This is a genomic window from Nocardiopsis potens DSM 45234 (assembly GCF_000341105.1).
GTDB lineage: Bacteria > Actinomycetota > Actinomycetes > Streptosporangiales > Streptosporangiaceae > Nocardiopsis_A > Nocardiopsis_A potens.
In genome coordinates, this window is sequence record NZ_ANBB01000063.1 from 62,681 (window position 1) to 81,644 (window position 18,964).

17 protein-coding genes and 1 riboswitch are annotated in these 18,964 nt (G+C 74.6%); of the genes, 10 read left to right on the forward strand and 7 right to left on the reverse strand.

The genetic code is table 11. The features are described from left to right. Positions 1-7: 7 nt before the first annotated feature. Both D459_RS0125050 and D459_RS0125055 read right to left on the reverse strand, forming a co-directional pair. On the reverse strand, positions 8-562 hold the full coding sequence (locus D459_RS0125050; RefSeq protein WP_017595753.1) for a cysteine dioxygenase family protein: 555 nt from the start codon (positions 560-562) through the stop codon (positions 8-10). 235 nt (positions 563-797) lie between these two features. After that, the gene (locus D459_RS0125055) at positions 798-1,766 is read right to left on the reverse strand and encodes a LysR family transcriptional regulator (protein WP_040711008.1); all 969 of its coding nucleotides are present in this window, start codon (positions 1,764-1,766) and stop codon (positions 798-800) included. A gap of 319 nt (positions 1,767-2,085) precedes the next feature. Here D459_RS0125055 and D459_RS0125060 point away from each other — a divergent pair, with 319 nt between their 5' ends. Beyond that, the gene (locus D459_RS0125060) at positions 2,086-2,907 is read left to right on the forward strand and encodes an alpha/beta fold hydrolase (RefSeq protein ID WP_040711009.1); all 822 of its coding nucleotides are present in this window, start codon (positions 2,086-2,088) and stop codon (positions 2,905-2,907) included. Positions 2,908-3,007: 100 nt separating this feature from the next. Here D459_RS0125060 and D459_RS0125065 read toward each other — a convergent pair whose 3' ends face one another. From D459_RS0125065 to D459_RS0125075, 3 genes are all read right to left on the reverse strand, one after another. Beyond that, positions 3,008-5,134 carry a phosphocholine-specific phospholipase C gene (locus tag D459_RS0125065; RefSeq protein ID WP_017595756.1) on the reverse strand — a complete coding sequence of 709 codons (2,127 nt, stop codon included), beginning with the start codon at positions 5,132-5,134 and terminating at the stop codon, positions 3,008-3,010. A 111-nt stretch (positions 5,135-5,245) separates the two neighbouring features. Then, complete coding sequence (locus tag D459_RS0125070) at positions 5,246-6,349, reverse strand: FecCD family ABC transporter permease (RefSeq protein ID WP_017595757.1); 1,104 nt, start codon at positions 6,347-6,349, stop codon at positions 5,246-5,248. A 7-nt stretch (positions 6,350-6,356) separates the two neighbouring features. Then, the gene (locus D459_RS0125075) at positions 6,357-7,379 is read right to left on the reverse strand and encodes an ABC transporter substrate-binding protein (RefSeq protein ID WP_017595758.1); all 1,023 of its coding nucleotides are present in this window, start codon (positions 7,377-7,379) and stop codon (positions 6,357-6,359) included. 107 nt (positions 7,380-7,486) lie between these two features. After that, positions 7,487-7,661: riboswitch (cobalamin riboswitch) on the reverse strand. Between the two features lie 202 nt (positions 7,662-7,863). On the opposite strand from D459_RS0125075, the gene putP reads away from it, so the two are divergent. Next, a complete protein-coding gene (putP, locus tag D459_RS0125080; RefSeq protein WP_017595759.1) occupies positions 7,864-9,405 on the forward strand; it encodes a sodium/proline symporter PutP in 1,542 nt (513 codons plus the stop codon). Positions 9,406-9,517: 112 nt separating this feature from the next. Next, positions 9,518-10,081 carry a putative glycolipid-binding domain-containing protein gene (locus D459_RS0125085; protein ID WP_026120745.1) on the forward strand — a complete coding sequence of 188 codons (564 nt, stop codon included), beginning with the start codon at positions 9,518-9,520 and terminating at the stop codon, positions 10,079-10,081. Positions 10,082-10,192: 111 nt separating this feature from the next. Here D459_RS0125085 and D459_RS32715 read toward each other — a convergent pair whose 3' ends face one another. Beyond that, positions 10,193-10,750 (reverse strand): Uma2 family endonuclease, encoded by a 558-nt coding sequence (locus D459_RS32715; RefSeq protein ID WP_338044458.1) that lies wholly within the window; start codon positions 10,748-10,750, stop codon positions 10,193-10,195. A 215-nt stretch (positions 10,751-10,965) separates the two neighbouring features. Here D459_RS32715 and nadE point away from each other — a divergent pair, with 215 nt between their 5' ends. After that, positions 10,966-11,790 (forward strand): ammonia-dependent NAD(+) synthetase, encoded by an 825-nt coding sequence (gene nadE, locus D459_RS0125095; RefSeq protein WP_017595761.1) that lies wholly within the window; start codon positions 10,966-10,968, stop codon positions 11,788-11,790. Between the two features lie 85 nt (positions 11,791-11,875). On the opposite strand, the gene D459_RS0125100 is transcribed toward nadE, so the two are convergent. Beyond that, positions 11,876-12,844 carry a nucleoside hydrolase gene (locus D459_RS0125100; RefSeq protein WP_017595762.1) on the reverse strand — a complete coding sequence of 323 codons (969 nt, stop codon included), beginning with the start codon at positions 12,842-12,844 and terminating at the stop codon, positions 11,876-11,878. 255 nt (positions 12,845-13,099) lie between these two features. Between D459_RS0125100 and D459_RS0125105 the strand changes: the two genes are divergently transcribed. The 6 genes from D459_RS0125105 (at position 13,100) to D459_RS0125130 (ending at position 18,475) form a co-directional block, all read left to right on the forward strand. Further along, positions 13,100-14,023 carry a ribokinase gene (locus D459_RS0125105; RefSeq protein ID WP_017595763.1) on the forward strand — a complete coding sequence of 308 codons (924 nt, stop codon included), beginning with the start codon at positions 13,100-13,102 and terminating at the stop codon, positions 14,021-14,023. Further along, positions 14,020-14,742, forward strand: a complete 723-nt coding sequence (gene deoC / locus D459_RS0125110) for a deoxyribose-phosphate aldolase (protein ID WP_017595764.1) — start codon at positions 14,020-14,022, stop codon at positions 14,740-14,742. The genes D459_RS0125105 and deoC overlap by 4 nt, the downstream gene beginning before the upstream one ends. A 92-nt stretch (positions 14,743-14,834) precedes the next feature. Next, a complete protein-coding gene (locus D459_RS0125115; protein WP_241485122.1) occupies positions 14,835-15,701 on the forward strand; it encodes a GntR family transcriptional regulator in 867 nt (288 codons plus the stop codon). Positions 15,702-16,146: 445 nt separating this feature from the next. Beyond that, the gene (locus D459_RS32720) at positions 16,147-16,695 is read left to right on the forward strand and encodes an ATP-binding protein (protein ID WP_081620702.1); all 549 of its coding nucleotides are present in this window, start codon (positions 16,147-16,149) and stop codon (positions 16,693-16,695) included. Between the two features lie 169 nt (positions 16,696-16,864). Then, positions 16,865-17,368, forward strand: a complete 504-nt coding sequence (locus tag D459_RS0125125; RefSeq protein WP_040711032.1) for a nitroreductase family deazaflavin-dependent oxidoreductase — start codon at positions 16,865-16,867, stop codon at positions 17,366-17,368. A 204-nt stretch (positions 17,369-17,572) separates the two neighbouring features. Next, positions 17,573-18,475 carry a phosphotransferase enzyme family protein gene (locus tag D459_RS0125130; protein ID WP_017595768.1) on the forward strand — a complete coding sequence of 301 codons (903 nt, stop codon included), beginning with the start codon at positions 17,573-17,575 and terminating at the stop codon, positions 18,473-18,475. Positions 18,476-18,964 lie beyond the last annotated feature (489 nt).

An 18,964-nucleotide genomic window follows, 5' to 3' on the forward strand; every position in this document is an offset into this window, starting at 1 on the left:
CCCTCCGCTACCCCTCGCGGACCGGCAGGTCGTAGGTGCGGCGGACGCTGGAGCCGAGGCGGCCGATGTCCGCCCCGTAGACGTGCAGCGACACGGCGAGCCCGGCGCCGGTGTTGGCGACCCGGTGGATGTCCCCCGGCGGGGCGAACCCGCAGGCGGCGCCCGCCTCGTTGGTCGCGGTGCCGACCGGGGCCAGGTGCCGCTCCCGCCCGGACCCGGCCAGCGCGTACCGGACCTCGTCCTCGGTCCCGATGTGCACGCCGGTGACGCACCAGGCCACGTGGTCGTGCACGGGGGTGTGCTGCCCGGGCAGCCACACCAGGGCGACCACGGAGAACGCCCCGCCCTCCTCCACGTGCAGGACGTGCTGGGTGTAGTGGTCGGGGTCCGGCTCCATACAGGACTCGGGGAGCAGGGCGGGGTCGGTGAGGAACGGCTCCAGGCTCCCGGCGACCAGCTCGGCGGTGTGCGCGGCGGTCGTCCCCGCGCGCACGGCGGCGCGCACGGCACCGACGAGTTCGTCCAGGCGGGGCGTGGTCGCGGTCTCGGAGACGGCGGACATGGGACCTCCAGGGGGAGCCGGTGCGTGATCGGATGATGGGACGGCCCGGCGGCGGCGTGCCGCCGCTCCGCGGCGCCGGAGGGGCCGGCCGCCGGAGCGCGGCGGTATGCCCCGAGACTGGTCCGTCCCCGCCCGGATGTCGACGGCGATCTCGTTGGCCGGGGGCCAAGGAGCGCTTATCGGAGCGGGCCGCGGCACCGGCCCGCTCCGGTCGGCGGGCACCGGCCCGCGCCGGTCAGCCGGCGGCGGGAGGCGTGAGGCCGACGATCCCGGCCGTGCCCTCGAAGCCGCCCCGGGCCAGCCGTCGGGAGGTCTCCTCCAGGACCCTGAGCAGCAGCCGGGTCGCCGGGACGCGCTCGTATTCGCGCAGCGTGTAGGCGGTCACCCTGCGGTGGGCGGCAGGCTCGACCGGGCGCCCGGCCACGCCCGGGTGGCGCAGGCAGGAGAGCACCAGGCCGGGCATGAACGCGACCCCGGCCCCGGCCGCCACCAGGCTCTGCACGGCCAGGTTGTCGTCGGTGGTGAACGCGATGTCGGGCTCGAACCCGGCGTCGGCGCAGGCCCGGACGAAGTGCCCGCGGCACCGGGAGCAGCCGGCGATCCACCGTTCCTCGGCGAGGTCGGCCAGGTGCACCCGGTGCCTGCGGCGCAGCGGGTGGTCCCGGGGGAGCACCACCACCACGCGGTCGTCCAGCAGCGGGACGGCCACCAGGTCGTCCGCGGGCTCCTCCGGCGGTTCGGCCGGGCCGGGGCGGTAGTCGAAGGCCAGTGTCACGTCGCACTCGCCGCGCCGCAGCGCGCACAGCGAGTCGGGCGGCTCGGTCTCCACCAGCTCCACCCGGATGCCCGGGTGCTCCTCGGCCAGCCGGGCCACGGCGGCGGGGATGATGGTCGCGCCCGCGCTGGGGAAGGTGCACAGCCGCACCCGGCCCGAGCGGAGCCTGCGGACGGTGGCGATCTGCTCCTCGGCGGCGGACAGGCTGCTCAGGATGTCCACGGCGTGCCGGAACAGCATGTGCCCGGCGTCGGTCGGCTTGAGCACCCGGCCCACCCGGGTGAACAGCGGCGTGCCCGCGGCGCGCTCCAGCGCGCGCATCTGCTGGCTGACCGCGGGCTGGGTGTACCCCAGCTCGCGCGCCGCGGCGGAGAAGGACCCTTCGTCCACCACCGCACGGAAAGTGCGCAGATGCCGGGAGTCGAACATGCCGGGAGTATAAGGAGGGGCAAGGGGACGCCCAAGGGCTCCCGACCCGGCCCCGGACCGCCTGCGCGGCGGGCCTTTCCGGGGCCGGCGCGGACACCCGCTCCGGCCTGGGGGAACGGGCCCCGCCCGGGGTGCGGAGCGCTCCGGAGCCGGCCGGCGGAGGCCGGCGCCGGGAGCGTGCACCGGAGTGACCGACGCCACACCGCCCGCCCGATGCGGGGCCCCGGCGGGGGAGCCGTGCCCGGGGCCGGCCTCCGCGGACGTCCGATTCCCCGGAAGGTGTGGCACCGGATCGTTATCTCGGGTAGACCGTTTGTTTATGGACTTCCGGGGAATCGTTTACGAACGCCACGGCGGCGGTGCCCCCCTCGTGCTGCTGCACGGGCTCGGGCACCGGCGCCAGGCCTGGGACCCGGTGCTGCGCTCACTGGCCGAGCGGCACGAGGTGTACGCCCTCGACCTGCCCGGCTTCGGGCAGTCGCAGGCGCCCGACCCGGAGCGGCCGTTCGGCATCTCCGCGCTGGTAGACGCGGTCGCGGACTGGTGCGCCGACGCCGGGGTGGAGCGCCCGCACATCGCCGGCAACTCCCTCGGCGGCGCGGTCGCGCTGGAGCTCGGCGCCCATGGACTCGCCTCCTCGGTCACCGCGCTCTCCCCGATCGGCTTCACCCGCGGCGCCGAGATGCTCGGCTCGCGGATCCTGGTCGGCGGGATGCACGTGGCCACCCGGGTCCCGGCCCGGGTCTGGACCTCGGTGATCGACAGCCGCCCGGTGCGCGCGCTGACCACCCTGGCGCTGCACGGCAGCGTCCGCGACCCCCGCGGCGACATGGCCCGGCTCGACCCGTCCGTGGTCACCCGGGGCTCGGCCTACACCCGCCTCGCCCCCGAGGTGGTCCGGTACAGCTTCGGCGGCGGCCCGGTGGTGCAGTGCCCGACCACGGTGGCCTGGGGCGAGGACGACCGGGTGCTGCCGGTCCGCGCGGTCCAGCGCGTCCTCGGCGCGATCCCGCACGCCTGGCAGGTGCGCCTGCTCGGCTGCGGCCACATCCCGATGGAGGACAACCCGGCCGCGGTCGCCGACGTCATCCTCAACACCTGCCGCGCCGCCGCCCCCGCCCCACTGGCCGCCGCGGCCTGACGCCCCGCGCCCTCCCCTTCCCCGATGATCTTGACGTTGCGGGGGTATCAGAGCGCTCTGATACCCCCGCAACGCCAAGATCATCGACCTGGGCGGGAGGTCAGCCGCTCACGCTCTCCTTGCCGTTCTCGATGTGGCCGGCCAGGCGGCGGAGGAAGGCGTCGTCGCCGGCCAGGGTGACGGCGAGGTCGTACCAGCCCTCGGTGGGGGAGGCGGGCCAGGTCAGCGTCTTCTCCGCGCCGGGGGAGAGCCGGACCTCCTGCTCCTTCTTGCCGCGTTCGGCGGAGTGGCCCTGCGGGGTGACGGTGAAGACCAGGTCCGCGCCGCCGTCGTTGCCCAGGGTGAGGCGGACCTTGCGGCCCTCGGCCTCGATCCGGCTCTCCACCCGGGCGGAGCTTCCCGGGGCGTCGGCGGCGGCCGAGCCGGTGAACTCGCGGCGGAACCCGTTGGGGCCGGTGAGCAGCAGGTCGTAGCCGTCGCCGGGGACCGGCGCCTTCCACGGGCCGTCCTCGGCGCCCGGGGCGACGTCGCGGTGCTGCGGCGCGTCGAACTCGTCCCGGTAGCCGTAGAGGGCCAGGTGCGCGCTGGAGGTGCCGGCGTTGGAGGCGGTGATGAGCACCGCGCCCGCGCCGGCGTCGTAGCGGCCGTGGGCGTCGGGCCGGTAGGGCAGCGGCCGGGCCGGGCGGCGGCCCTCCTCCTGCACCGGCATCACCTGCTCCTTCGGCGGGCGGGGCCGCCAGCGCCGGGTGAACTCCGGGATCGGGCCGGGCTCCTGCACGGCCGGCTGCGGGCGCCCCTCGGAGAAGTCGAAGGCGCCGGTCAGGTCGCCGCAGACGGTCCGCCGCCAGCGCGAGACGTTGGGCTCCTCCACCCCGGTCACCCGCTCCAGGAAGCGGATCTGCGAGGTGTGGTCGAACACCTCCGAGCAGACGTAGCCGCCGACCGTCCACGGCGAGACGACCAGCATCGGCACTCGGATCCCCAGGCCGGTGGGGGAGCCGTCCCAGTACTCGTCCTGCTCGCCGGGCGGCGGCACCGGCGGCGGCACGTGGTCGAAGAAGCCGTCGTTCTCGTCGAAGGAGATGAGCACCGCGGTCTTCTTCCACACCTCCGGAGAGGAGGCCAGCGCGTCCAGGATCCGGTAGGTGACGGTGGCGCTGTGCACCGGGGAGGAGGCCCCCGGGTGCTCCGACTCCTGGGCGCTGGGCACCAGGTAGCTGACCTTGGGCAGCGTCCCGGCCTCGACGTCGGCGCGGAACGCGTCGGCGAGGCTCCCGGGCCGGCCGCGGTGCAGGGCGCGGTCGTACAGCTCGCGCTCCTCGGCGGAGAGCCCCTCCACCCCTTCGGCCAGCGCGGCGAGGCGCGCCTCCTGCTCGTCCTCGGGCAGGCCGGCCAGCTCGCCGTAGAACGCGCCGAAGCCCGGGTGGCCGCCGGCCTTCTCCAGCGCCTTGCGGGCGACGGCCTTGAACCGGGTGAAGTACTCCAGGTTGTTGTCGGTGAAGTTGTCCCACTCCTGGTAGACCTTCCACGCCACGCCCGCCTTCTGCAGCCGCTCGGGGTAGGCGGTCCACTCGTAGCCGGGGTGGCCGGCCTCGTCGTAGGCGTCGTTGCCGACGGCGCGCCTCCCGTTCGCCTCGAACCCGGTCCACCCGCTCACCCAGTGGTTCCGGTTGGGGCTGGTGGAGGTGTGGATGGAGGAGTGGTAGGCGTCGCACACGGTGAACGTGTCGGCCAGTTCGAACTGGAAGGGGATGTCCTCCCGGTCGTAGTAGGCCATGGTCGCGGCGGTCTTCGCGGCCACCCAGCCGTCCATCCACCCGTCGGCCCAGGCCCGGCGGCCGCCGCCCCAGGAGTGGTCCAGGTCGCCGATGTACTGCAGCTCCTCGCGCTGCCGCTCGGCCGCCTCGCGCACCGAGAACGGCAGCACCGGGGAGATCTCCGTGCCCTGCTCGAACACCGGGCGGCCGTCGCGCCGCCGCACCGCGTTCCGGTCGCCGAACCCGCGCACCCCGCGCAGCGTGCCGAAGTAGTGGTCGAAGCTCCGGTTCTCCTGCATCAGCAGCACCACGTGCTCGATCGAGTCCAGGCCGCCGGGCGGCGCGGGCTCGGCCAGCGCGGCCCGCAGCGACGGCGGGAGCAGCGAGAACGGGGAGGCGGCCAGCGCGGCGCCGCCTGCGGCGGCGGCGCCCGCGCCCAGCAGGCGGCGGCGGGAGATGTCCGGGGTCACGGGGATGGGTCCTTCCGGTCGGCGGCCATGGCGGCCCCGCGAGCGTAGGGGCGCGGAGGGACCGGCGGGAGACCCGGGAACGAAGAAGAAGCGAACTCCGTGGAGAAGGGCTCAGATCAGCCTCCGGCCTCCCCTGCGGGCGTCCCGGCGCATCAGCCAGAGGAAGAACGGCGCGCCGCACAGCGCGGTGAGGATGCCGACCGGGATCTCCTCCGGTGCGGCCAGGGTGCGGGCCGCCAGGTCGGCGAGGATCATGAAGGAGGCGCCGAGCAGGATCGCCACCGGGAGCACCCGGCGGTGGTCGGAGCCGACCAGCAGCCGGGCGATGTGCGGCATCATCAGCCCGACGAACCCGATCGGGCCGCAGACCGAGACCAGCACCCCGGTGGCCAGGGACGTCGCCGTGAACATCAGCACGCGGAACCGGTTCACCGCCAGCCCCATGCCCACCGCGGTCTCCTCGCCCAGCTGGAGCACGTTGAGCGCGGGGGCCGCGGCGGCGATCGCCAGCAGCGCGGCGAGCACCGCCGCGGCGACCACCGGCAGCGTCTGCCAGGTGGTCCCGGCCAGGCCGCCCAGGGTCCACCGCTGCACCTGCTTGGCGACGTGCGGGTCGCCGGAGAGCATGATGGACAGGCTCGCCAGCGCGTGGCACAGCTGCCCGACCACCACCCCGGACAGGATCAGCCGGGTCGCCGTCATCCGGCCGCGCGCCTGCGCCAGGGCGTACACGGCGGCCAGCGCCAGCAGCGCGCCGAGGAACGCGGTCAGCGGCAGGGTGAGCAGCCCGAGCACGGAGAAGCCGGTGACCACCACCAGCACCGCGCCGAGCGTCGCACCGGAGGAGATGCCGAGCAGCAGCGGGTCGGCGAGCGGGTTGCGCACCAGGGTCTGCAGGGCCGCGCCGACCGCGGCCAGCCCGGCCCCGGCCAGCGCCGCCAGCAGCACCCGCGGCGCCCGGGCGACCGTCACGATCGCCTCGTGCGCGGGCGGCCAGTCCGGCCGGACCAGCCCGGGGAAGGCCCGGTGGGCGACGATCCGCCAGGTGTCGGTGAAGGAGACGTCCACCGAGCCGGCGATGACGCCGAAGGTCGCCGCGACCGGGACCGCGGCGACGAGGATCGGAAGCAGCAGGGGCAGCGGCACCGTGCCGCGCCGCGCGGAAGGGGGCGCGTCGCGGCCGGGGCCGGCCGCCGTACCGGGGTCGGTGCTCACCGGGGGCTCAGAACGCGTCCGGGTGCAGCTGCCCGGCGACCTCTTCCACCGCGCCGCCGACCCGGTTGCCGACCACGGAGGAGGTCAGCGGCAGCACCGCGAACCGCTCCTCCTCGACGGCGGGCGTCCCGGACAGCAGCGGGTCGGCGAGCAGCGCCTCCTTCTTCTCCTCCACGGAGACCTCGCCGTAGTCGTAGATGAGGATCGCCTCCGGCTCGCGGTCGGCGGCCTGCTCGATGGAGACGTCGGCGAAGACCTTGTCCAGGTCGTCGAAGACGTTCCGGCCGCCGGCGTGCGCGATGATCTCGGTGCCGATGCCGGCGCCGCCCGAGGTGAAGACGGTGCCGTCGATGGAGTCCACCACCAGGACGTCCACCGGCTCGGTGCCCTCCAGGGCCTGCTCCACCCCGGCGACCTGCTCCTCGATCCCGGCGACCAGCTCCCCGGCCCGGTCCTCCACCCCGAAGATCCGCCCGATGTTGGTGATCTCGGCGGCCACCGTCTCCATGGTGACCTCGTCGGCGCACTGCTCGATGCTGGCGTAGGTGGTCATCCCGGCGTCCTCCAGGGCCTCCCGGCCCCGGCCCTCGTCCGCGGAGAAGGCGCTGGAGGCGAACCCGGCGTAGACGAAGTCGGGCTCGGCGGCGAGCAGGTCCTCGAACGACGGGTACTGCTCGGCCAGGACCGGGACGGACTCGTAGGCGTCGGCGTAGGAGGGCAGTACGGCGTCGTCCAGGTAGGCGGTGCCGACCATCCGGTCCTCCAGGCCGAGGGCGAGCATGATCTCGGTGGTGTGCTGGTTGAGCGTGACCGCGCGCTCCGGCGGGGCGTCCACGGTGACCTCACGGTCGCACTCCTGCACGGTGACCGGGTAGCCCTCGGCGGGGGCGGCCTCTCCGGCCGGTTCGCCGCCGCCCCCGCAGCCGGCGAGGGCGAGCAGGGCGGTGCAGGCGAGCGCGGGCGCGGTGCGGCGCACCGCGCGGCGGCCCGCCGGGGCGGGGGCGGAAGGGAAGGGGGGTTCCTGGTGCACGTCCGGGTCCTCTCCGGGATCCGGGCACGGCACCGGTGGTCGAGGCGTACAAAAGGCGCACAGCGCGGCGGCACCGGAGACGCCCGTCCCCCGGGGTCCGCGCCCCTGGTCGACGATCGCGACGGGTCAGTCTCCTGACTCCCGGATCAGCGCCTCCCCCGGCCTTCCAGCGCGGCACGCCGTGGCCTTATGCGGGTTCGACTCCCCGGTCACAGTGGCGGGACCGTGCCGGATTCGCACCGGACTTCCTGGTTCCCGTCGCCCCCTCAGGCTAGTGGCCGCTCCTGATCGGAGGGCGCCCGGGGTATGTCGGATCGGCCAAAAAGGGCACCCGGGTCCTAGACGAGGCGCCAATGATGGTCAAGGAATGTGACGGGCATGTCTCGAACCGGTGATGAAGTACATATCGGTCATTGATCACGCAGGTGAACGGGGACAGGATGCGGAGACCGAAGAGGAAACCTGAGAAGAAGGAAGGAGCACCGTGAGCGAATCGCTGCTGGCGTCGAGCGTCACCTTCGGTGTGTACTTCGTAGTGATGGTCGGCATCGGCCTCTACGTCTACAAGCGCACCACCTCCCTGTCCGACTTCGTGCTCGGCGGCCGCCGGCTGAACAGCTGGGTGGCCGGGCTGAGCGCCAACGCCAGCGACTTCAGCGGCTGGCTGCTGCTGGGCCTGCCCGGTGCGATCTACCTCTCCGGCCTCGGGGAGGCCTGGATCGCGGTCGGCCTCGCCCTCGGCTTCGCCGGCAGCTGGATCGTGATCGCCGGCCGGCTGCGGGTCTACACCGAGCGCGCCCGGGACGCCCGCTCCGGCGACGAGGCCAACTCGCTCACCCTCTCCTCCTACCTGGAGAACCGGTTCGCCGACCGGACCGGCCTGCTGCGCGGCGTCTCGGCCGTGCTCATCCTGGCCTTCTACCTCTTCTACGTGGCCTCCGGCCTGGTCGCCATGGGCGGGCTGTTCGAGGACGTCTTCAACATGTCGGGCTCGATCGCGGTGCTCGCCGGCATGGCGATCATCGTGCTCTACACCTTCCTCGGCGGGTTCCTCGCGGTCAGCTACACCGACGTGATCCAGGCCGTGATGATGTGGCTGGCCCTGCTCATCGTGCCGGTGGTCGCGATCGTCACCGTGGTCTCCGACCCCTCGGTCGGCAGCGGGGGCGAGCTCTCCGTGCTCGGCGGCTTCACCGGCGCGGGCGAGTTCTCGCTGGGCGGCGTGCTCGCCCCGGTCGTGGTGGTCTCCGGCCTGGCGTGGGGCTTCGGCTACCTGGGCCAGCCGCACATCCTCGCCCGGTTCATGGGCATCCGCTCGGTGCGCGACGTGCGCAAGGCCGCCGGGGTCAGCGTCTCCTGGGCGGTCTCGGCGATGCTGCTGGCCGTGGTGATGGGCTTCGTCGGCCTCCGCTACTTCGGCTTCGAGGAGGAGCTGCCCAACGCGGAGAACGTGTTCCCCGCCCTCATCCAGGCGCTGCTCAACCCGTGGGTCGCCGGCCTGCTGCTGGCCGCGATCCTGGCCGCGGTGATGAGCACCGCCGACTCCCAGCTGCTGGTCGCCGCCTCGGCGCTGACCGAGGACGGCTACCGGGCGTTCGTCAAGCGGGACGCCTCGGCGCTCACCCTGGTCTGGGTCAGCCGGATCGCGGTCATCCTGGTCGCCCTCGCCGCCTCGGGCATCGCGCTCTCCGGCAACAGCACCGTCATGGACCTGGTGGGCTACGCCTGGGCCGGGTTCGGCGCCGGGTTCGGCCCGGTCATCCTGCTCTCCCTGTACTGGAAGCGGATGACCTGGACCGGCGCGCTGGCCGGGATGCTCGGCGGCGGCCTCACCTCGGTGATCTGGGACGTGCTGGACAAGAACGTGCTGGGCACCGGGCTGTACGCGATGGTCCCCGCGGTGATCGTGAGCTTCGCGGCGATCTACGCCTTCAACGGGCTGGGCAAGGTCGCCGAGCACATGGACGAGGACTTCGACCGGGTCGACGCGGAGTACCGCCGGGAGAGCCAGGGCGCGGGCGTGTGACCCGGCCTTCCCGATGACCCCGCGGCGGGGGTCGCGCCCGGTGCGCGGCCCCCGCCGCATCGTGATCCCCCCGTTCTGGTGCGTAACGGGGGCTCCCGGTAGAAACAGAGCCATGTGCGATCTACCCGTGGCGTGGACCCGCGTCGACGATGCCCGGGGGACGGCCGTCGGGGCGCTGGTCCCGGAGCGGAGCGGCCACCGGATGGAGGGCGGCGAGACCGCCGCCGACGGCGGCGCAGTCTACAGCTGCCGCTTCACCGTCCGCACCGACCTCGCCTGGGCGACCCGGTCGGTGCACGTGGAGGTGCTGAGCTCGTCGGGGGTGCGCACGCTGGACGTCACCTGCCGGGCCGGCCTGTGGACGGTGGACGGCGAGCGCCGCCCGCTCCTGGACGGCTGCACCGACGTGGACATCGCCGCCACCCCGCTCACCCGCACCCTGCCCATCCGCCGCCTGGGCCTGCGCCGCGGCGAGCACCGCGACATCGCCGCGGTCCGGATCTCCGTCCCGGAACTGCAGGTCACCCGGGCGCTCCAGCGCTACACCCGGCTGGAGCCCGCCGCCGACGGCCGCGCCCGCTACGAGTACCTCACCGCCGAGCAGAGCCACCGCTTCTCCGTCGACCACGAGGGCCTCGTCCTCGACGGCCAGGACCTCTACGAGCGGGTGCCGTGACCGCGGGCGCCCCGCACCGCCCGCCGTTTCACGTGGAACATCCCGCGGCCTGCGGAGGGGCGGGTCAGCGGTTGAGGCGGGAGAGGTCCACGGTGACCGGGAAGGGGACGCTCAGCTCCAGGCGCCCCCGGGCCACGGCCGTCCGGGTATAGACGCCGTTGACCCGGTCCAGTTCGTAGACGTGCACGGCGGCGGCGCCTTCCTCCTCCTCGACCAGCCAGAAGTGCGGGATCCCCGCCTCGGCGTACTTGACCGGCTTGGTCTTGCGGTCGCGCTCCTCCGATTCGGGGAGACGACCTCCACCACCAGGAGCACGTCCTCCGGCAGGTGGTAGGTCCGGTCGCCGTTCCCGCCATCGGTGTCCCGGAACACCACGAGGTCGGGCTCGGGGCGCTGGCGCTCCCCGAGCCTCACGGTCATCTCGGGTTCGACCCCTACCCCTTCGGGGGCCTGCAGGTCGAGTGCGGCTCCCAGGCGCAGGAGGGTCCTGGCGTGGAAGGAGCGCTGGGGCGCCGTCACGATGAGTGCTCCGTCGATCAGCTCGATGTGCGAAGGAGCGGAGGGCGGGAGCCGGTCCAGATCGTCCGCCGTCCACCCCTCCGGGGGCGGGAAGAACCAGTCGGGCAGCGGATCAGCGGACATCGTCGGCTCCTTCAGCGGGATCGACATCGTCGGTTCCTTCAAGGGGATCGACATCGTCGGCCGCCTCGCTCTCGCTCGGTCCGGATCTGCTGAGGCGGAATCTGACCGGAGCCTACCCAGCGTCGCAGCGGATTCCCTGAAACCGGGGCCCTTCCCGAGCCCCGGGTGCCGGGGCGGGGGAGGCGGGGCGGGATAATCCCCAGTCGGAGCAGCAGGTCGTACCGGCAGGGAGGAACACGGCGGTGGGCGAGTTGAGCGGGGAGCGGCGCGGGATCATCCGGGACCTCGAAGTGGCCGAGGGGTTCGACGCCCGGGAGGAGATCGAGCGGCGCACCGCCTTCCTGGCGGAGCGGCTCACCGCCACCGGGTGCCGGGCGCTGGTGCTGGGGATCAGCGGCGGGGTGGACTCCTCCACCGCCGGGCGGCTGTGCCAGCTGGCCGCGGAGCGGGTCCGGGCCGGCGGCGGGCGGGCCGAGTTCATCGCGATGCGGCTGCCCTACGGGGTGCAGAAGGACGAAGAGGACGCGCAGCGCGCGCTGGAGTTCATCGCACCGGACCGGGTGCTGACGGTGGACGTCAAGCCGGCCACCGACGGCCTGGCCGACATGCTCGACGTCGCCGGGCTGCACTACGCGAGCGAGGCCTCCCGGGACTTCGTGCTGGGCAACGCCAAGGCGCGGGAGCGGATGGCCGCCCAGTACGCGGTGGCCGGCGCGGTCGGCGGGCTGGTCGTCGGCACCGACCACGCCGCCGAGGCGGTCACCGGCTTCTTCACCAAGTTCGGCGACGGCGCCGCCGACCTGGTCCCGCTGACCGGCCTCACCAAGCGCCGGGTCCGCGCCGTCGCCGCCGAACTCGGCGCCCCGGCCTCGCTGGTCGACAAGACCCCCACCGCCGACCTGGAGTCGCTCGCCCCGCAGAAGGCCGACGAGGACGCCCTCGGCCTCACCTACCGGGAGATCGACGACTTCCTGGAGGGCGCCCCGGTCCCCGAGCACGTCGAGCGGGCCCTGATCGCCCGCTACCGCGCCACCGCCCACAAGCGCGCCCTCCCGGTCGCGCCCTGACCGGGAGCCGTGGCGGAGAACCGGAGACGGACATGCGAATGCGCCCGTCCCGCGCGGTGCGGGGCGGGCGCAGCCGTGCCCGGCGTCAGGCCGGGGGGAGCAGTTCCCGGGACGGGGTGGTCGGGGTGGAGAGCAGCTTCTTGATGTAGGAGAAGAAGCCCTCGGCGTCGATCCGCTCGACGACCACGGCGTTGGGCTCCAGGCCGTGCACGCCCCAGGACATCGCGGAGTAGCCGCGGGTGAGTTCGCCGGCCGTCTCCACGTCGACGTTGTACCGGTCGCTGCTGGTGATCAGCTCGCGGTGGAGCAGGAGCGCGGCGGTCAGCGAGTCCGGGTGGGTGGTGCCGTCGATGCCGACGGCGCGGTCGAACTCCAGGGTGGCGGCGCAGACCCGGGTGAAGAAGTCGGAGAGCGGGGTGCCCAGCGCCTCGATCTCGTCCAGCCGGCTCTGCCCGAAGACGGCCTGGCGCAGGGTGAGCGGGTCCCACGGCACCACGGTGATCTCGAAGCCCGCGGCGAAGACGGTCTTCGCGGCCTCGGGGTCGACGTAGAAGTTGAACTCGGCGGCCGCGGTGATGTTCCCCCGGCCGTTGTTCGAGCCGCCCATGATGTAGAGCGACTTGACGTTCTTCGCGAAGTCCGGGTCCTTCACCACGGCCATCGCGATGTTGGTCAGCGGGCCGATGGCGACCACGGAGAGCTCGCCCGGGTTCTCCGCGGCCAGCCGGACCAGGGCGTCCACCGCGTGCTCGGACTCCGCGGACAGCCCGCTCTCGTCCATGGTCAGCCCGCCCGCGCCGTCGCCGTGCACGTTCTCCGCGCTCTCCCACGGCCGCACCATCGGGCGGCGGCAGCCCAGGTGGATCGGGACCTCGCCGAGCCGGCCGGCGACGCTCAGGGTCAGGAACGCGTTGCGCACCTGCCGGTCGAAGCCGACGTTGCCCGCGACCATGGTGATCGCGCGCAGGTCCGCCTCGGGGTCGAGCAGGCCGACCAGCAGGGCGATGCAGTCGTCCTGCGCGGTGTCGGTATCGATGATCAGGGGAACGGGCATGGGGCTCTCCGGGGCGCTGCGCCGCGGCCGCCCGCGGGCGCGGTCGGCCGTGATGTGTCCATGGATTGTCGACTCTGTTCGCCCGGCTCCGCGGTTCGGCGGAGCCTGGTTCCATCGTCCTCGCCGAACGCTATGTTACGGATCTGACGTGCGTCAATTCGTCCCCTTGCGGGACGCTCCCCGGTAGCGGGGGAGCCATGCGTCGGGTAAGAATGTACATAGATGTCTACCCCCTGGTTCGGAACGGGTGAGGATATGCGGATCGCGGTCGTCGGCAGCTACGGCGCGGGCCTGACCATGCGCACCCCGCGGGTGCCCGGCCCCGGGGAGACCCTGGGCGGCGGCGTGTTCGCGGCCGGCCCCGGCGGCAAGGGCTCCAACCAGGCGATCGGCGCCGCCCGGCTGGGCGCACGCACCTCCCTGCTCACCGCCGTCGGCCCCGACCTCTACGGCGAGCAGGCCCGCGAACTGTGGCGGACCGAGGGCGTGGACGCCGGCGCGGTGCTCACCGGGCGGGCCTCGACCATGGTCGGGGTGATCATGGTCGAGGACGGCGGGGAGAACCGGATCGTCATCGCCGAAGGGGCACTGGCCGAACTCTCCCCGGAGCACGTGCGCGCCTTCGCCGGCCCGATCGCCGCCGCCGACCTGGTGATGGCCTGCAACGAGATCCCCGCCGAGGCGGTCTCGGCCGCGCTGGCCACCGCCCGCGAGCACGGGACGCCGACGCTGCTCAACCCGGCGCCCGCCCGGGACGTGCCGGAGGCCGACACCGCCCTGGTCGACTACCTCACCCCCAACCTGGGCGAGGCCCGGCTGCTCACCGGCCTCGGCCCGGACGCCGGCCCGGACGAGCTGCTGGACGCGCTCCGCCGCCGCTTCCCCGCCGCCACCACCGTGCTGACCTGCGGCCCTGACGGCGCCTACGCCGACGACGGGACGCGTCGGCTGCACGTCGAAGCCGTCCGCCCGCCCCGCGTCGCCGACACCACCGGCGCCGGCGACGCCTTCAACGCCGCCTTCGCGGTCGGCGTCTGCGCCGGGTGGGACCTGGAGCGGTCCGTCCGCTACGCCGCGGCGGCCGGCGCGTTCGCCGTCACCCGGCACGAGGTGCTGCCCGGCCTGGGCCGCCCCGCCGACCTGGAGGCCCTCCTCGCCGGGGGCGCACCGCAACGATGAACCGAGAAGAGGACACCACCGTGGCCACCACCGACCACTCCGACCCGGCCTCCCTGGCCCCCTACATCCAGCACACCGCCATCTTCGCCGGGATGACCCGGGACGACCTCGTCGCGCACTGCGAGGAGGCCGCCCGCTACGGCTTCAACGCCGCGATGATCCCGGCGTCCTGGACCGGCCTCGCCGCCGAGGTGCTGCGCGGCACCGGCATCGCCGTCGCCTCCGCGCTGGACTTCCCCACCGTGGGCGTGATGACCTCCGCGGGCAAGGCCGCCGAGGCCCGCGCCATCGCCGAGGCCGGCGCCGCCCAGATCGACATGGGCGTGCAGGTCGGCTGGCTGCGCAGCGGCATGGAGAAGGAGTTCCGGGACGACATCGCCGGGGTGGTCGCCGCGGGCGTCCCGGTCAAGGTGATGCTGGAGCTCCCGCTGCTCACCGAGGCCGAGCGGGAGCGCGCGGTGGAGCTGGCGATGGACGCCGGCGCCGCCTACCTGAAGAACGCCAGCAGCGGCTCGGTCGAGATCGCCAACCCGGAGAGCATCGCCTACCTGGCCGCGCGGGTGCGCGACGGGGTGCGGGTCAAGGCCTCCGGCGGCATCAAGACCCTGGAGCAGGCCCGCGCCCTGCTCGACGCCGGCGCCTCCCTGCTGGGCACCAGCTCCGGCGTGGCCATCGTGACCTCCGGCCGGGACGGCGGGGCGGACCGGGGCGGCTACTGATCCGGGCACCGGCCCGCGCCCGCGGCCGCCCTCCGGGGCGGAGCAGGGCGCGGGCCCGGTCCGATACCCGGGATAGGGTTCTGTCGCACCTGGTGGGAGCGGGTGCCCGGACATTGGGGGACGACGTGGTCGACGGCACGGGGACCGGCGGGACCGCCGCCGACGGCGGCGCGGGCGGCCTGGCCGCGCTCGCCGCCTCCATCCGCCGCACCGCCCCCGAACCGCTCAACGTGCAGATCGCGCGGGCGATCCGGGAGCGCATCGCCACCGGCGCCTGGCCCGCGCACTACAAGCTCCCGGCCGAACCGGACCTCGCCCGCGCCCTGGGCGTCAACCGGGGCACCGTGCGCAAGGCGCTCGCTGGCCTCATCGAGGAGGGCCTGCTGGTCCAGAGCCGCGGCCGGGGCACCTTCGTCACCTCGGGCAAGGCCGAACCGGGGATCGCCCAGCGGCTCCGCTCGCTCTCCGAGGACTTCCGCGCCCAGGGGCTGGAGGTCGCCACGGACGTGCTCAGCTCCCGGCTGGAGCGGCTCCCGCTGGCCGTGCAGGCGCTGCTGGACGTCCCCGCCAACACCCCCGGCCTGCGCCTGGTCCGGGTCTTCCGGGGCGCCGAAGGGCCGCTGGCCTACCTGGTCAACTGCGTGCGCGCGGACCTGTGCCCGGGCATCGAGGAGGTCGACTTCACCCGGGAGTCGCTCTACGGGACCATGGAGCGCCGGTACGGGCTGGACCTCTCCCAGGGCCGCCGCAGCTTCAGCGCCGAACCCGCCCGGGACGAGGTCGCCGACGCCCTCGCCCTGCCGCCCGGCGCGCCCGTGCTCTATCTGGAGCAGGTCACCTACACCCGGGACGGCCGCGCGGTGGAGTACTCCGACGTGTGGATCGACAGCACCCGGGTGAAGGTCACCTCCCTGCTGGACCGCGGCCCGGTCGCGGAGCCGCCGACGGCGGCCGGCTAGCCGTCGCACCCCGGTGCGGGGCGGCCTCCCCGGGCGCGGCCCTCCCCGGACGCCTCCTCGCCCTCCCCGGAGGCGTCCTCGCCCTCCCCGGAGGCGTCCCGGAATTCCCGCCGTTCGCCGCCGCTCTCCGTCGTCCTCCGCTGCTCCCCGCCACCGCCTCCGGAGGAGGCCGGCGGGCCTGCGCCCCCGCCTTCCGACCCGCCTTCCGGGGGCCGCGCGGACCCCGGGAGGTGATACTCCGCTGATCTTGGGAAGGCCGGTGGGGCAGGGACTCCCGTCGTCGTGGGGGCAGTGGTGGTCCATGGGCGGGGAGTTCGATATCGTCCCGCTCCATGGGCCTGTCGGACCCCCTTCGGCGCGAGGCGGTCCCGGCCGACATGTACCTCCCTGCCCGCTCCTCGCCCGCCCTGCACCGAGGCGGCGGGCCGTGACCGGCGGTGGCCTGATGAACGAGACAGAGGATGCGGAGAGCGGTCTCCGCGGCATCTACACGATCGATGCCTACCGGATCTTTCCCGGCGAACCCGACCAGTGCCGGGAGGCCCGGTTGTGGGCGCGGCGCGCGATGCGGCCCTTCCCCGACATCGCGGACGCCGTGGAGCTGGTGGTCAGCGAGTTCTTCGGCAACGCGATCCGGCACACGGCCTCGGGCGAGCCCGGCGGCGAGGTCTTCACCAGCCTGGTCGGCCTGGTCGGCGGCCCGGTCCACCTGGAGGTGACCGACCAGGGCCCGCGCTCGGACCGGTCGCGCACCGCGGCCCGGGTGCTCACCCCCGACCTCACCCGCCCCGACGGCCGCGGCCTGTTCCTCGCCGCCGCCCTCACCCGGGAATGGGGCCGGATCCCCGCCGAGGGCGGCCCCGGCTACCTGGAACGCGGCTTCACCAGCATCTTCGACGTGGTCACCGAGGAGGAGCGCGCCGAGTACGACGGCCCCATGGTCACCTGGGCGGACTTCACCACGGCCTACTCGGCGGAGCCGGTCCCCTACTAGCCCGCCCCTCCCACCGGCCCCTTCCCCCTGTCGCCCGGAGTTCCGCGCGAACCGTTTTGACCTGGGAAAACACGCGTGTCCGGCTTTGCTTCGGCAGGGGAGCCGCAGATCCTCGGGGGAAGGCGCCCGAAGGGCGCCCCGAGGAGGCGATGCCGTGGGGGAGGCCGCGATGAACGAGGTCAGGAGATGCCGCCCGAACGGGCTGGAGAGGCACCGCCACCGGCTCCCGGTGCACTTGTACCGGTGGCGGCTGGGCTGGCTGCTCGGCGGGCGCTTCCTGCTGCTCGCCCACATCGCCCGCCGCTCCGGGAGGGTGCTGCGGACGGTGGTGGAGGTGGTCGAGCACGACCCGGTCTCCGGCGCCTACCTGGTCTGCTCCGGGTTCGGTGAGCGGTCCGACTGGTACCGGAACCTGCGGGCGCGCCCCCGGGCGGCGGCCCAGGTGGGGCTGCGCCTGCTCCGGGTGGAGGCCGACTTCCCCGAGCCCGGCGAGGGCGCCGAGCTGATGGCGCGGTACGCGGCGCGCCACCCGCGGGCCGCCGGAGCGCCGGCGGGCTGCCCGGCCGGCACCCCGGTCCCGGCCGAGGAGTACCGCCGCCTGGGCCGCTGCCTGCCCTTCGTCCGCCTCGTCCCCCGGCCGGCCCTACCCGCCGCCGCGCCTCTCCCGGGATGACCTCGGCGCCGCGCGCCTGCCGGGGTGCGCGGCACCGCGGCCGGCGCCCCGGGGAGGGGCGGGGACGGCGCGCCCACCGGGTCGGCCGGCGGTCTAGGTTGTGTTCCCGGCCGGGACCGGCGGAGGCCCGGACGCGGCAACGGGAGCGGACCGACCGGGAGGACGGCCATGGGGGCGGACACAGGGGCGGATACGGAACCGGACATGGAACCGGAGGGACGGCCCTTCGACCGGGAGCGGGCCCGGCGGGTCCTGGCCGAGGCGTGCCGGTCGGCCGGCCTCCCGCCGGAGGGCGCGCGGGAGGTCGCGTTCGGGGAGAACGCGGTGTTCGCGCTGGCGGCGGAGCCGGTCGTGGTGCGGATCGGGCGCGGCGCCGCACTGCTGGAGCGGGCGCGGAGGGAGGCGGCGGTCGCCGCCTGGCTCGCCGCGGAGGGCGTCCCCGCGGTGCGGCCCGCCCCCGGCGCCCCCGGGGCGCTGCTGGTCTCCGGCCACCCGGTGACCTTCTGGGCCCGGCTGCCCGAGCCGGTCCGCTCGGCCGGCGGCGCCGACCTCGGGGCGCTGCTGCGCCGGGTGCACGCGCTCGGCGAGCCCCCGTTCCGGCTGCCCCGCCGCGACCTGCTCGCCGGGGTCGACCGCTGGCTGGCGGCGGCCGCCGGGCACATCGACCCGGCCGACGCCGCCTATCTGCTCCGGCGGCGCGACGAGCACGCCGAGCGGATCACGGACCTGCGCCCGCTGCTGCCGCGCGGCCCGATCCACGGCGACGCCCTGCCGCGCAACGTGCACGTCGGCCCGGACGGCCCGGTCCTGGTCGACCTGGAGACCTTCGCGGACGACCTGCGCGAGCACGACCTGGTGGTGATGGCGCTGGCCCGGGACCGGTACGGCCTGCCCGAGCCGGAGTACCGGGCGTTCACCGAGGCCTACGGGCGCGACGCGGACGCCGAATGGGAGGGGGCCGGGGCGCTGCGCGGGGCCAGGGAGACCGCGAGCGCCGCCTGGGTGGCCCAGCACGCACCGGGGAACCCGCGGGCCCGGGAGGAGTTCCGCCGCCGGGTCGCATCACTGCGCGCGAGTGACACGACGGTGCGCTGGCACGCCTTCTGAACGACCGCCGGGCCGCGCCGCCGCGCCCCTACCGACGGAGGCAGGGACGGGACCGGACGAGCCGCTCCGCCCGGGCGCGGCGCCTCGCGGAGTGCAGGTTCAAGCAGGCGGCGAGGGCGGGGAGAGGGACCGGCCGGTCGGTCTGGCGCAGCGCCCCACGGAGCGAAGGCCAAGGCGGGCGGCGACGGCGAGAGCGGACAGAGCGGCGCCGGCAGCGGGCCGCCCGCCCGCGCCAACCAGGGGGCCTTATCCCTATATGCCTGGTTCGCGGCAGGGAACGGGCGGGAGCGGCAGCGCCCTGCGCACCGCGTGAGCACCCCGATTACATCTACCAGCGAGTAGTAAGCCCCGAAGCCCCCACCACCCCCTCTCCGGTTACCCAGAGTGGCCAAGGCGGGGCCTCCCGGCAGGGCAAATACGACATCCCGCCCCCGCGCCATCCCTCCCCGGGTTCCGGCCCCCTGCATCCCGGCCTTCCGGGCCGCTCGA